Source organism: Alcaligenes pakistanensis (assembly GCF_014652815.1).
In the GTDB taxonomy this organism is placed as follows: domain Bacteria; phylum Pseudomonadota; class Gammaproteobacteria; order Burkholderiales; family Burkholderiaceae_B; genus Alcaligenes; species Alcaligenes pakistanensis.
In genome coordinates this window covers 252,866-265,462 of sequence record NZ_BMZN01000001.1, presented here as the reverse complement: position 1 = coordinate 265,462, position 12,597 = coordinate 252,866, and the positions used below count along the sequence as shown (strand labels likewise).

General features: G+C 54.6%; 9 protein-coding genes and 1 pseudogene. 8 read left to right on the top strand and 2 right to left on the bottom strand.

Going from position 1 to position 12,597, the window contains the following annotated elements:
- Positions 1-203: 203 nt before the first annotated feature.
- A pseudogene (locus tag IE156_RS01225) lies at positions 204-393 on the top strand (DUF3363 domain-containing protein); the annotation flags it as partial.
- Positions 394-399: 6 nt separating this feature from the next.
- Here the strand turns inward: IE156_RS01225 and IE156_RS01220 are convergent.
- Positions 400-1,305: a LysR family transcriptional regulator gene (locus IE156_RS01220; RefSeq protein WP_189390678.1), complete on the bottom strand. Its 906-nt coding sequence runs from the start codon at positions 1,303-1,305 to the stop codon at positions 400-402.
- Positions 1,306-1,402: 97 nt separating this feature from the next.
- On the opposite strand from IE156_RS01220, the gene IE156_RS01215 reads away from it, so the two are divergent.
- From IE156_RS01215 to IE156_RS01200, 4 genes are all read left to right on the top strand, one after another.
- Positions 1,403-2,233 carry an SDR family oxidoreductase gene (locus IE156_RS01215; protein WP_189390677.1) on the top strand — a complete coding sequence of 277 codons (831 nt, stop codon included), beginning with the start codon at positions 1,403-1,405 and terminating at the stop codon, positions 2,231-2,233.
- Positions 2,234-2,308: 75 nt separating this feature from the next.
- A complete protein-coding gene (locus tag IE156_RS01210) occupies positions 2,309-3,463 on the top strand; it encodes an efflux RND transporter periplasmic adaptor subunit (protein ID WP_189391351.1) in 1,155 nt (384 codons plus the stop codon).
- 4 nt (positions 3,464-3,467) lie between these two features.
- Positions 3,468-6,638, top strand: coding sequence for an efflux RND transporter permease subunit (locus IE156_RS01205; RefSeq protein ID WP_189390676.1), 3,171 nt, complete (start codon positions 3,468-3,470; stop codon positions 6,636-6,638).
- Complete coding sequence (locus IE156_RS01200) at positions 6,631-8,106, top strand: efflux transporter outer membrane subunit (protein ID WP_189390675.1); 1,476 nt, start codon at positions 6,631-6,633, stop codon at positions 8,104-8,106. The genes IE156_RS01205 and IE156_RS01200 overlap by 8 nt, the downstream gene beginning before the upstream one ends.
- 440 nt (positions 8,107-8,546) lie before the next feature.
- Here IE156_RS01200 and argH read toward each other — a convergent pair whose 3' ends face one another.
- Entirely contained in the window at positions 8,547-9,968 is a 1,422-nt protein-coding gene (gene argH / locus IE156_RS01195; RefSeq protein ID WP_189390674.1) for an argininosuccinate lyase, read from the bottom strand.
- A 146-nt stretch (positions 9,969-10,114) separates the two neighbouring features.
- Here argH and IE156_RS01190 point away from each other — a divergent pair, with 146 nt between their 5' ends.
- The 3 genes from IE156_RS01190 to IE156_RS01180 all read left to right on the top strand — a co-directional run.
- Entirely contained in the window at positions 10,115-11,419 is a 1,305-nt protein-coding gene (locus tag IE156_RS01190) for a mechanosensitive ion channel family protein (protein WP_189390673.1), read from the top strand.
- A 19-nt stretch (positions 11,420-11,438) separates the two neighbouring features.
- Entirely contained in the window at positions 11,439-11,777 is a 339-nt protein-coding gene (locus tag IE156_RS01185; protein WP_189390672.1) for a P-II family nitrogen regulator, read from the top strand.
- A gap of 52 nt (positions 11,778-11,829) precedes the next feature.
- On the top strand, positions 11,830-12,597 hold a 768-nt coding region (locus tag IE156_RS01180), incomplete at its 3' end, for an aldo/keto reductase (protein WP_189390671.1).

Here is a 12,597-nt window from a genome sequence, read left to right as displayed (position 1 = left end):
GATAGCACCGGTGGCAAGGCGTACGATGCCCTGCTGCCGTCACGCGCGGCACTGGAGCAGTATTTGACGGGACCGTAGTAGGAATCAAGAGCTCCAGCGGTTTGCGAACCGTAGAAAGGGCTATTGTGGCAATGGCTGTCAATGATATTTACCGAGCCACTTATCATCTGGAGATTACCAAGGCCCAGACTGACCCAGACTGTGGTCAGCGTGTGACTGGCATCTATCGGCGTTTCCTTATGCTACGCCATGCTGGATGAGGGCTTGGGGTTCAGTCTGGTGCCCTGGAAACCAGTGATTGAGCAGCGGCTGGGTCAGCAGCTTGCCGCGACCATACGCGGTGGTGGTGTGTCTTGGGAGGTCGGGAGGCAACGCGGGATGTCGATTAGTTGACGCTGTTCATTGAATTTCTTCCCTAGCCATATCGATAAGAGCCCTGAGATTTCCTGGGACATGGCGATTATTCGGAAAGTACAAATGCAAACCCGGAATGTATGGACACCAGCTCTCTAATACAGCAACCAAGTCGCCCCTATCGATATAGGGGCGTGCATACTCTTCCATAACATAAGCAATGCCCACACCGGCCGTTGCTGCTTCCATCATCAATTGATGGTGGTCCAAAGTGAGCGCACCCGGCACATCCAACACGAATTCTTGTCCTTGCTTCGTGAATTCCCAACGATAACGTTTGCCACTGGGAAAACGTTGTCGGATGCACTGATGCTTAACAAGCTCATCCGGTGTTTTCAGTACAGGATGAGCAGCCAAGTAATTGGGTGACGCGACGGCCAAAAACCGAATGTCCGGGCCAAGGCGAACTGCCACCATATCTTTAGGCACAGCGTCACCCAATCTGATTCCTGCGTCAAAGCCCTTCTCGACGATGTCTACCAGTTCTCCCTGTGCGATGAGGTCAAGTTGCACATCTGGATAGCGCACCAGAAATTTCGGCACCAGCGTTTTGAGTAGCAAGCGAATAGCTGGCTCGCTGCCGTTAATTCTCAGCGTTCCCATCGTCCGTCCCTGTGCGCCTGCAACGTCTTCCAGCAGTTGACTCAAATCGCCTAGCAACGGGTCAAGGCGTGCAAGAAACTGTTCTCCTGCCTCAGTCAGCGACACGCTGCGTGTTGTCCGATGCAGTAGACGGGTGCTTAGCTTACTTTCCAGCCCGCGCAGCGTATGACTGAGCGACGACCGTGTAACGCCAAGCAGTTCAGCTGCGCGTCGGAAACTGCGGTGTTCAGCGACAGCCATGAAGGCGTGCAGATCTTTCAGGGTTGGAGAATCAATTGGTGATTTCATTTCACCTACTCATGCTGTTTATTGGTCATTCCAATAACAATCATAGCCGCATACCATCTCTTAAGTTCTTATTTTTTCTCTTTTCTGGACTAACAATATGACTAAGACATGGTTTATTACCGGAACCTCAACAGGGCTCGGTCGACTTCTGACTGAACGCCTGCTGACGCGTGGTGATCGCGTCGTCGCAACAGTTCGTCGGCCTGACGCTCTGGAGACGCTGACAGCACAGTATGGTGATCAGTTGCTTGTTCTCACGCTGGATGTCACCGACACGCACGCCATAAAAAAGGTGGTCACGGATGCTTTTCAACGTGTCGGGAACATTGATGTAGTGGTCAGCAATGCTGGCTATGCGCTATTTGGTGCTGCCGAAGAAGCAAGCGACGCCCAGATTGAACGGCAGATTGCAACAAACCTGATGGGATCCATCCAACTTATACGAGCTGTCTTGCCTCATTTGCGCGCGCAAGGGGGAGGTCGCATCGTGCAGGTTTCCTCGGAGGGTGGACAGATCGCATACCCGAACTTCAGTCTTTATCACGCTACCAAATGGGGAATCGAAGGATTCGTCGAATCTGTTGCTCAGGAAGTTGCACCATTTGGCATCGATTTTCTGATTGTCGAGCCCGGTCCAACCGGCACCAATTTCGTTGATGGACTCGATCGCGCACAGATTATGGCCTGCTATGAAGACACACCGGCTGGCGATGTACGTCGGGGAGTAGCCTCAGGGGCTTTTGCTATTAAAGGTGACGCCGCCAGAACGGTCGATGCCATGATTATGACGGCAGATATGCAGCACCCTCCCTTGCGGCTCGCATTGGGCAGTACCGCCTATTCATCAATTAGCCAAGCACTGTCCCAGCGCTTAAGTCTGCTGGAAAACCAGAAGGACAGAGCGCTGTCCGCTGATCGTCTTAACTAAATCCTGAGCCCTGTACACATGAGTCAACGCTGGTTGTTTACTAGAGCTGCTTTGTACCGCAGTTTTCCACTATTGATGCCGTTGCTGCTGGTGGTGTTTCTTGTTGGTTGCCATAGCCAGGCCGCTGAAGAGCACGCGCCAAATCAACCTTTGGTCAGCATCGCCCCCGTCGTAGAGCGACAAGTTATCCAGTGGGATAATTTTAACGGACGAATCGAAGCTGTTGAGACGGTGGCTCTGCGGCCACGCGTCAGCGGCCATATTGAAAAAATCAACTATCGAGAAGGGCAAACCGTTACGCGCGGCGATGTTTTGTTTGAGATAGACGCCCGCGGTTATCAGGCAGCGTTGACCCGTGCTGAAGCCGACCTCGCCAGCGCTCGCGCGCACGCCTCTTTGGCGCGCAGTGAGGCTTCTCGTGCACAAAGGCTTGCGTCGTTGAAAGCAGTATCTGCCGAGGAGCTGGAGCGGCGTCGCGCCGCTTCAGCCCAGGCCGATGCCACTGTTAAATTTGCACAGGCGGCTGTCGAAACCGCCAGGCTCGAATTGGACTTCACTCAAGTGCGTGCACCGATTTCAGGACGGGCGGGTCGAGCGTTGGTCACAGTTGGCAATCTGGTCTCGTCCGAGGGAATGGCAAACATATTAACCACCTTGGTGTCGCTGGATCCGATGCATGTGCATTTCGATAGTGATGAACGGACTTACTTACGTTATGCGCAGATGGTGCGCGCAGGTGAGCGCCCTGACGAACGCAATGGCGGAGTGCCGGTCAATATCGGACTGCTAGGAGAAGAGGGTCATCCACATGCGGGCCAGGTTGATTTCATTGACAACCGTGTGGATCCAGATACCGGCACGATACGGGCGCGCGCCACGCTATCGAATCCCGATGGTCTGCTTACGCCTGGGCTCTATGCTCGTGTGCGCTTGCAAGGCAGCATCCCGTTCAAGGCCGTACTCGTTGACGATAAAGCGGTGATGACTGATCAAGATCGCAAGTACGTCTATATCGTCGACGAGAACAACGCGGCAAAACGTCGTGATGTCAGTCTGGGGCGCTTAGCCGAAGGACTGCGCATCGTCGAAAAAGGCTTGCAGCCGGGCGATCGCGTGATCGTCAATGGCATCCAAAAAATAACCCATTCGGGCATGCCTGTGCAGGTGCAGGTTGTTGCGATGGAGCCGCAGCACGTCGCGTTGCAATCTGCTGACAGCCAACGAGAGTAATAGTATGCAATTCGCCCGATTCTTCGTGGACCGACCGATCTTTGCTGCGGTACTGTCCATTATCATTTTTATTGTCGGTCTGATATCGATACCGCTGCTGCCTATCAGCGAATACCCCGAAGTCGTTCCGCCCAGCGTGCTGGTGCGTGCCACTTATCCTGGGGCTAATCCGCGCGAAATTGCCGAGACGGTAGCTGCTCCGTTGGAGGAAGCTATTACCGGCGTGGAGGACATGCTCTACATGAAATCCGTTGCCGGTAGCGATGGGGTGATGACATTGACCGCCACCTTCCGCCAAGGCACGGATCCCGATGATGCACAGGTCAAGGTACAAAATCGGGTCGCTCAGGCCGAAGCTCGGCTACCCGAAACGGTGCGCCGCTTAGGGGTGGTTACGACGAAGCAGTCGCCCAACATTACGCTGCTGGTGCAACTGAGTGCGCTCGATGGCCATTATGACGAACTTTACCTTCGCAATTATGCGTTATTGAATGTGCGCGACGAATTGGCGCGTTTGCAAGGTGTAGGGGATGTGCAGTTATGGGGTTCAGGCGATTACTCAATGCGCCTGTGGCTAAACCCCGAAAAAATCGCGGCCTTGGGCATGACCGCGGATGAGGTGCTGGCTGCCGTGCGCGAACAAAACGTGCAGGTTTCGGCTGGACAGCTCGGTGCGCCGCCTAATCCAGCAGGTAGCGATTTTCTGTTGTCAATCAACACCCAAGGACGTTTGGCTACGGAAGCAGAGTTTGGCGAGATCATTATTAAGTCGGGTAGCCAAGGGCAAGTAACGCACTTGAGGGATGTGGCGCGTGTTGAGCTGGGAGCCTCAGATTACTCACTCAAGTCACTGCTCAACAATGAGCCGACTGTGGGAATTCCGATCTTTGCTGTGCCTGGAGCCAACTTCATTGATGTGTCGAATCGGGTTCGGGACAAGATGGCTGACTTGGCGATGCATTTTCCCGAAGGCCTGACATGGTCCGTTGAGTACGACCCTACCGTGTTCGTTCGAGATTCGATCAAATCAGTTGTGAATATGCTGTTTGAGGCTGTGCTGCTCGTGGTCCTCGTAGTGATTTTGTTCATGCAGACTTGGCGGGCGTCTATCATCCCTTTGTTGGCTGTTCCCGTATCGGTGGTGGGCACGTTCGCAGTGCTGCTATTACTGGGATTTTCCATCAATACGCTAACGCTCTTTGGTCTTGCATTGGCCATCGGTATTGTGGTGGATGATGCCATCGTGGTGGTAGAGAACGTCGAGCGAAATATTTCTGATGGCCTGGATCCGCGTACGGCGGCGCACCAAGCAATGCGTGAAGTGAGCGGGCCTATCATTGCGATCACACTGGTTCTGTGTTCTGTGTTTGTGCCCATGGCTTTCCTGTCTGGCGTGACGGGTCAGTTCTACAAGCAGTTTGCTGTAACAATTGCAATCTCAACTGTCATTTCTGCGATCAACTCACTGACGTTATCTCCGGCATTGGCGGCCTTGCTATTGCGTCCGAGTGGGACTCCTCCTGATATGCCTACGCGTATTCTCAACCGAGGACTTGGCTGGATATTTCGTCCCTTCAACAGGCTCTTTCAGCGTAGTGCGCAAGGCTATGGTGGCGCGGTGGCTCGCCTGCTTGGGCGTCGGCGTGCAGTTTTTCTGGTCTATCTGGCGTTGCTTGCGGCAACCGGGTTCTTGTTTAAGGCGGTACCCAGCGGCTTTGTTCCTACACAGGACAAGCTTTATCTGGTCGGCGCAGTCAAGCTGCCTGAAGGTGCGTCCTTGGATCGTACCGAGGCATTGGTGCGGCGCGTGACCGACATTGCGTTAAAAGTAGAGGGGGTTATCACAGCCGTTGCGTTGCCGGGCTTGAATGTGCTGCAATCCACCAATACCTCTAACACGGGCGTAGTCTTCTTTGGCTTGACTCCGGCCAGTGAGCGTTCGCTGTCGGCCATTGAGATTGTCGCTGAGCTCAATACTCGTTTCGCGCAAGAGCAAGACGGGCTGGCTTTTGCCATCATGCCTCCGCCCATCGCGGGTCTGGGTACGGGTTCGGGATATTCACTGTACGTCGAAGATCGCAATGCGGCGGGTTATGGTGCCTTGCAAACTGCGGTGGATAGGCTAGCTAGCGCCGTGTCGCAGCAAGCAGGATTTCCCTATCCGATCAGTTCTTATCAGGCGAATGTGCCGCAGCTTGATGTCCTGGTGAACCGTACTAAAGCCAAGGCACAAGGAGTGGCACTCACAGATCTCTTCGATACGATGCAAATCTATCTGGGATCAAGCTACGTGAATGATTTCACACGCTTCGGCCGTACATTCCAAGTGGTAGCGCAAGCCGATGCACCATTTCGCAGCACGATTGAGGATATTGCCAACTTGCGTACCCGCAATACACAGGGAGATATGGTACCCATTGGCAGCATGGTTGAAGTGAACGCAGCTTATGGGCCAGACCCCGTCATTCGTTTCAATGGTTATCCTGCAGCAGATCTAATCGGCGAAGCTGACCCCCGACTGGTCTCCTCGTCAGAGGCGCTGCGCGTATTGGCCGAGACTGCCGCCGAAGTATTGCCACAGGGAATGGAATTGGAGTGGACAGACTTGAGCTATCAGCAGCTTATGCAGGGTAATGCAGCGCTGATCGTGTTTCCCTTGGCTGTGCTGCTGGCATTTCTGGTATTGGCAGCGCTGTATGAAAGTTGGACCTTACCACTGGCTGTAATCCTGATTGTGCCCATGTGTTTGTTATCAGCGATGAGCGCAGTCTGGCTAATCGGTGGTGATAACAACATCTTCGTGCAGATCGGACTGGTAGTGCTGATTGGTCTGGCGTGCAAGAACGCGATTTTGATTGTGGAGTTTGCGCGTGAACTCGAACACCAGGGCCGTGGAATTGTTGAGGCTGCGTTGGAGGCTTGCAGACTACGGCTGCGTCCCATCATCATGACGTCGATTGCTTTCATTGCCGGTGTGTTGCCTTTGATGATCGGTACGGGGGCTGGTGCTGAGGTTCGCCAGGTAATGGGCGTGACAGTCTTTGCAGGCATGCTGGGTGTAACGCTGTTCGGATTGTTCCTGACACCTGTTTTTTACGTGGCTCTGCGTCGCTTAGCCACCCGAAAATCACGTCGTTCAATCTCGCTTGAGACGTTGGAGTCTTCCCATGTTTAAGTCGTTCCATTGTTCCTTTATCTGCCTACGTGGAGTGCCGGTCTTCCTGTCAGCACTATTATTGTCGGCATGTGCGGTCGGCCCCGACTATCAAGTCCCTGTCATGCAGCTTGAGTCGGCATATGCGCGACAGGACTCGATGGTCAGCACGGTGGAGGTGCCTGAAGCAGACGCACAGTTTTGGCGTGATTGGGGTGACCCTTTATTGGTGTCGATTGTCGATGCAACGCTACGCGCCAATCACGATATACGTATCGCCTTATCACGCTATGAGCAGTCCCGCGCGCTGACACATCAGGCTGGTTTAGATCGCTACCCCACACTAGATGTCTCAGGCGACGTAAGCGACCGGCGCGTCAGCGCTTCGCAGGCGTTTGGTTTGTCGCGTGCTCATCGCGATGGAGAATTACACACGGCTAATTTATCGGTGATTTGGGAATTGGATTTCTTTGGGCGGGTACGCCGTAGTGTGGAGTCTCAGCGGGCAGATACCGAAGCCCATGCAGCTGATTTAGCAGGTGTACAAGTAGCTGTAGTTGCTGAGGTGACTGATGCTTATTTTCGCCTGCTTGGTCTACAGAGGCGACTGCAGGTAGCGCGTGACAACGAAAGTAACCAAGCTGATACGTTGCGCCTGATCACTGCATTGTTCCAGGAAGGACGCGGCACCTCATTTGACACGGAACGTGTGCGTACACAGCTGGCCTTCACGCGTTCACGCATCCCTCCGCTGGAGGCCGAGGCTGCTGTGACCGCTAATCGCATTGCTGTGCTAACAGGTCGTGAACCAGCTGCTGTGGTTACGATGCTGGACAGGTCGGCTGCCTTGCCCGTCTACCCCGCACAGATCAATGCTGGGGTGCCTAGTGAGCTGTTGCGCCGTCGCCCTGATATCGCTGCGGCCGAACGCCGCCTGGCAGCTGCTACGGCACGTATAGGCGTAGCCACGGCCGATCTCTTTCCCCGTTTTACTTTGGGAGGCCTGGTAGGCACTCAAGCGCTGGGTTTCAACACCTTGTTCCAACGTGATAGTGAAACACGCGTGGTTTCTCTGGGAGTAGGAGGTTCGTTTCTGGACGTTGGCCGTGTGCGATCTCGCATTGCTGCGGCCAATTCAGCGGCCGCAGAAAGCTTGGCTGCCTACGAGCAAACGGTGCTGATCGCCATGGAAGAAACCGAAGATGCACTGGTGCGTCTTTCTCATGCTCAGGCCGAAAAAGCCATTCTGGAACAAGCAGCAGAAGCCAGCCGCAGCGCCGCGCTCACCGCGCGCCAGCAATTTGAAGGCGGGATGGTGGGGGTGCTAGAGGTGCTGGATGTTGAGCGTTCTCGACTAGATGTGGAGAATCTGCTGGCGCAAAGCGCTACACAGCAGGCTACGGCGCTAGTCGCTGTGTATAAAACGCTTGCCGGGGGATGGCCTCAGCTGATACCTGAGCCACAGGGCGACGCCATGGCTCAGCGGTAGTGATAACTGAGATTGCCACTAGCCTCATTCCTTGGCACTACGAGCACGACCTTAACGGCTATCTGAACAGCGAAAGGTTGGCTCTATGTGGATGTTGCTATGGATCTACATTTTCGGCATATTGTGGGCAGATCCATGTAGCGGTGTATGACGAGTTAGTGGGTTGCCAAGGCGTTGATGATGGTCACTTGGTGTCGTGGTTACCTTAAAGCGCTGATGTACTATTCAGATTAGGACAGCCAATACGGGAGTCAAGCGGGCAGAATCTGGGTCAGGTTTTAGGCAGTGTCGGCATAAGATGGGATATCTTAAGCTGTTCATAACACTGCTGTATTGGGCTTGGGCGTAGTCCAGCGAATTTCGGCTCTGGAGTCATGGCGAAATAAAAAAGCCGCCCCTGATTTAGGGGCGGCTTTTTAGCTTTCAGCAGGAACTGCTTATCAGCCTGGAATGCGATCCAGAATGCGCTGGGCTTCAATACGCACACGTTCGGGGGCGGTGCCACCAATGTGTTTGCGCGAAGCGACCGAGCCTTCCAGAGTCAGCACTTCAAAAATATCCGACTCGATACGGCTGTCGAATTTTTGTAGCTGTTCCAGGCTCAGATCAGCCAGATCGCAACCCAGTTGTTCGCAGTCGCGTACGGCCAAAGCCACTGTTTCGTGAGCGTCACGGAAGGGCAGGCCCTTTTTGACCAGGTAATCGGCCAGATCGGTGGCGGTAGCAAAGCCTTGCAAGGCAGCGGCGCGCATCGCATCGGGTTTGACCTTGATGCCGGAGATCAGGTCTACAAAAATGGTCAGGGTGTCGCGAATGGTATCAGCCGAATCGAACAGACCTTCTTTGTCTTCCTGATTGTCCTTGTTGTAGGCCAGAGGCTGGCCTTTCATCAAGGTCAGCAGGGCAATCAGGTTACCGTTGACGCGACCTGTCTTGCCGCGGGCCAGTTCAGGAACGTCGGGGTTTTTCTTTTGCGGCATGATGGAGCTGCCGGTGCAAAAGCGGTCCGCCAGATCAATAAAGCCCACGCGTGGGCTCATCCACAGCACCAGTTCCTCGGAGAAACGGGAAATGTGCGTCATGATCAGGGCCGCTGCGGCGCAGAACTCAATGGCAAAATCGCGGTCCGATACGGCATCCAGCGAGTTGCGGCACACATCATCAAAGCCCAGCAGGCCAGCGACCATTTCGCGGTCGATGGGGTAGCTGGTACCAGCCAGTGCTGCGGCGCCCAAAGGCAAGCGGTTGACGCGCTTGCGGCAGTCTTGCAGACGCTCGGCATCGCGTTGGAACATCTCGGCGTAGGCCAGCAGGTGGTGACCAAAGGTCACGGGTTGTGCCACTTGCAAATGGGTGAAACCTGGCAAAATAGTGTCTGCCTGGGCCAGGGCCAGTTCAGCCAGCTTGCGCTGCATTTGGGCCAGCAGGTCCTGGGCAATATCGATTTCATTGCGCAGCCACAGACGAATATCGGTCGCCACCTGGTCATTGCGTGAACGGCCGGTGTGCAGGCGTTTGCCGGCATCACCAATCAGTTCGACCAGACGCTTTTCGATGTTCAGGTGCACGTCTTCAAGATCCAGCAACCACTGGAACTGGCCTTGGGCGATTTCGTCCAGGATCTGACTCATGCCGCGTTCAATGTCCGCTTTGTCCTGTTCGGTAATGACACCGACGGCGGCCAGCATGCTGGCGTGGGCCAGGGAGCCCTGAATATCAAAGCGAGCCATGCGCTTGTCAAAGTCCACCGACGCTGTGTAGCGTTTGACGAGGTCAGAGACGGGCTCGGAAAAACGAGCCGACCAGGCCATGGCTTTATTGGCGAACTGGTCTTGGGAAGAGGAGGGGGTGTTTGTTGACATAGGGGGCAATTATAGTGGATTGGACGGGCTGACGCAGGTCATCCAGTCCCGCAGAAAGTAGACGCTGTGCAGTATATTAGATAGTTTTGAGACTCTAGGAAACCATGCGGGCCCTTTTGAGGGGCTGGCTGGACAAGGAAGAACACATGGAGCAAGAACGCACCTTTGCCGATTTGTTGGGATGGCAATGGATTGAGGCGTATTTACCGCAGGATCGCTGGGTACAGATAATGGCCGGTTTGGCCATGCTGACCGTGCTGGTCTGGATTGTCAGCTGGTTGACCAGTTCCGTGCTCTCGCGCCTGGTGCGCAGGCTGCTGAAAGTGGCCGGCAAGGACGAATGGGCTCGCGCCCTGGTCAAAAAGCGCTTTGTACGTAATGTAGGTTATGCCGTGCCTTTGCTGGTGGTCAGCTCCAATCTGACCTTGCTGCCCTTGGCCACCAGTTTGCTGGAAGTGATAGAACGGGTTGCTCTACTGGGCTTTCTGGTGTTTCTTATCATGGCGATTGTCAGCCTGTTGGGGGCCTGGCAAGAGGTCTATGCCAATTCCAGCAAGGGCCGCACCAAGTCCATCAAGGGCTATGTGGAGGTGGCCAAGATCGCGGTGTGGGCGATTGGCATTATTGTCATGATCTCCATCGTGCTGGACCAGTCTCCAGTGCTGCTGCTTTCCGGTTTGGGTGCGCTATCTGCGGTTTTGCTGTTGGTCTTTAAGGACACTTTGCTGTCGCTGGTAGCCAGCACGCAGATGAGCACTAATGACATGTTGCGCATCGGTGACTGGATTGAGATGAAGCAGGCCGGAGCCGATGGCTTTGTGATCGATATGGCCTTGCATACGGTCAAAGTCCAGAACTGGGACAAGACCGTCACTACAATTCCCACCTACAAGCTGTTCTCGGAGAGCTATCGCAACTGGCGGCAGATGTTCGAGTCGGGTGGCCGGCGCATCAAACGAACACTTAGTATTGACGCCTCCAGTGTGCGTTTTCTGACTCCAAGCGAGGTGGATAGCCTGTCGCGCTTTGCGTTGCTGCGCGACTACCTGAACGAGAAAAAAGAAGACCTGGAGCGCTCCAACCAAGAGTTGAGCCGTGCGGGTATGGATGCAGTCAATTACCGTCGCCTGACTAATCTGGGGACTTTTCGTGCTTACTGCATGGCCTATATCAAGCGTCACCCCGAAATTCACCAGGATATGATCCAGATGGTGCGCATGATGGAGCCCACCGCCGAAGGGATTCCTATCGAGGTGTATTGCTTTACCAATAAAACCGCCTGGGTAGACCACGAGCGCATCCAGGGCGACATTTTTGACCATATTCTGGCTGTGCTGCCCGAAATCGGCTTACGCCTGTTCCAGTCGCCTACCGGACGCGACTTGAGCCTGGGCTTGAGCCTGGCAGCAGAAAGTCACCGACCCCTTCCGGGTGTCAAAGACCCTCTTTAAATTTGACGTGTGAGTAACCATGAAACAAATTACGGCCATTATCAAACCCTTCAAGCTGGATGAAGTTCGCGAAGCACTGGCAGAGCTGGACGTCAATGGCCTGACCGTTACCGAAGTCAAAGGCTTTGGCCGACAAAAAGGCCATACCGAGCTGTATCGCGGTGCCGAATATGTGGTGGATTTTCTGCCTAAAATTCGCGTGGATATCGTGGTGGCAGCGGATCGCTGTGAGGCGATTATCGAGGCCATTATCAAAGCGGCCCATACCGGCAAGATTGGTGACGGCAAAATTTTCGTAACGCCGGTTGAGCAGGCCATTCGGATTCGCACTTCCGAGAGCGGCCGCGACGCACTGTAAGGCTGTCTCCGTCTGAACCTTGGCTTGGCAGCTTGGATTAAAGGACAAACTGATGCGATATGAAAAGCTGGGGTCCGCCCCACAAGTCTCGCGTGTGGGACAAGGCAGCTGGTATGTCGAGCAGGCCGATTGGTCGCAGAGCATTGCGGCCTTTCAAGCCGGTTTGGACGCGGGCATGAACCATATCGATACGGCTGAAATGTATGGCGATGGTCAGGCCGAAACCTTGATCGGACAGGCGCTGCAAGGCCGCCGTCATGAAGCCTTTTTGGTGTCCAAGGTTTTGCCTTCCAATGCTAGCCGTCAGGGGGTAATGCGCGCCTGCGAAGCCAGCTTAAAGCGCCTGGGCACAGACTATCTGGATCTGTATTTATTGCACTGGCCCGGTCAGGTGCCTTTGGAAGAAACCTGTGCGGCGTTTGATCAACTTAGGCAGCAAGGCAAGATCAAGCAGTGGGGCGTCAGCAATTTTGATGCTCCTGACTTGGAAGAGCTTTACGAGATCGTGGGGCCTGGCGAGATCGCCTGCAATCAGGTCTTATATCATCTGAACGAGCGTGCGATTGAACATGCGGTCATGCCCTGGTGCCAGAAGCACAAGGTCAGCGTAGTGGCTTACAGCCCGTTCGGGCACGATGATTTTCCTGAGCCCGAATCAAGCGGTGGCGCTTTGTTAGCAGAGATCGCCAGTTACTATCAGGCGACTTCACGACAAGTCGCCTTGGCTTTTTTACTACGCGACCCCAATGTGTTTGTCATTCCCAAAGCATCGCGGGCTGTGCATGCCCAGCAAAATGCAGCGGCAGGGGATTTGATCTTG

Coding starts and splice junctions, on each gene's coding strand:
- IE156_RS01210 (WP_189391351.1), top strand. CDS start 2,309: ATGCCGTTGCTGCTGGTGGTGTTTCTTGTTGGTTGCCATAGCCAGGCC.
- argH (WP_189390674.1), bottom strand. CDS start 9,968: ATGTCAACAAACACCCCCTCCTCTTCCCAAGACCAGTTCGCCAATAAA.
- IE156_RS01190 (WP_189390673.1), top strand. CDS start 10,115: ATGGAGCAAGAACGCACCTTTGCCGATTTGTTGGGATGGCAATGGATT.
- IE156_RS01200 (WP_189390675.1), top strand. CDS start 6,631: ATGTTTAAGTCGTTCCATTGTTCCTTTATCTGCCTACGTGGAGTGCCG.
- IE156_RS01215 (WP_189390677.1), top strand. CDS start 1,403: ATGACTAAGACATGGTTTATTACCGGAACCTCAACAGGGCTCGGTCGA.
- IE156_RS01220 (WP_189390678.1), bottom strand. CDS start 1,305: ATGAAATCACCAATTGATTCTCCAACCCTGAAAGATCTGCACGCCTTC.
- IE156_RS01185 (WP_189390672.1), top strand. CDS start 11,439: ATGAAACAAATTACGGCCATTATCAAACCCTTCAAGCTGGATGAAGTT.
- IE156_RS01205 (WP_189390676.1), top strand. CDS start 3,468: ATGCAATTCGCCCGATTCTTCGTGGACCGACCGATCTTTGCTGCGGTA.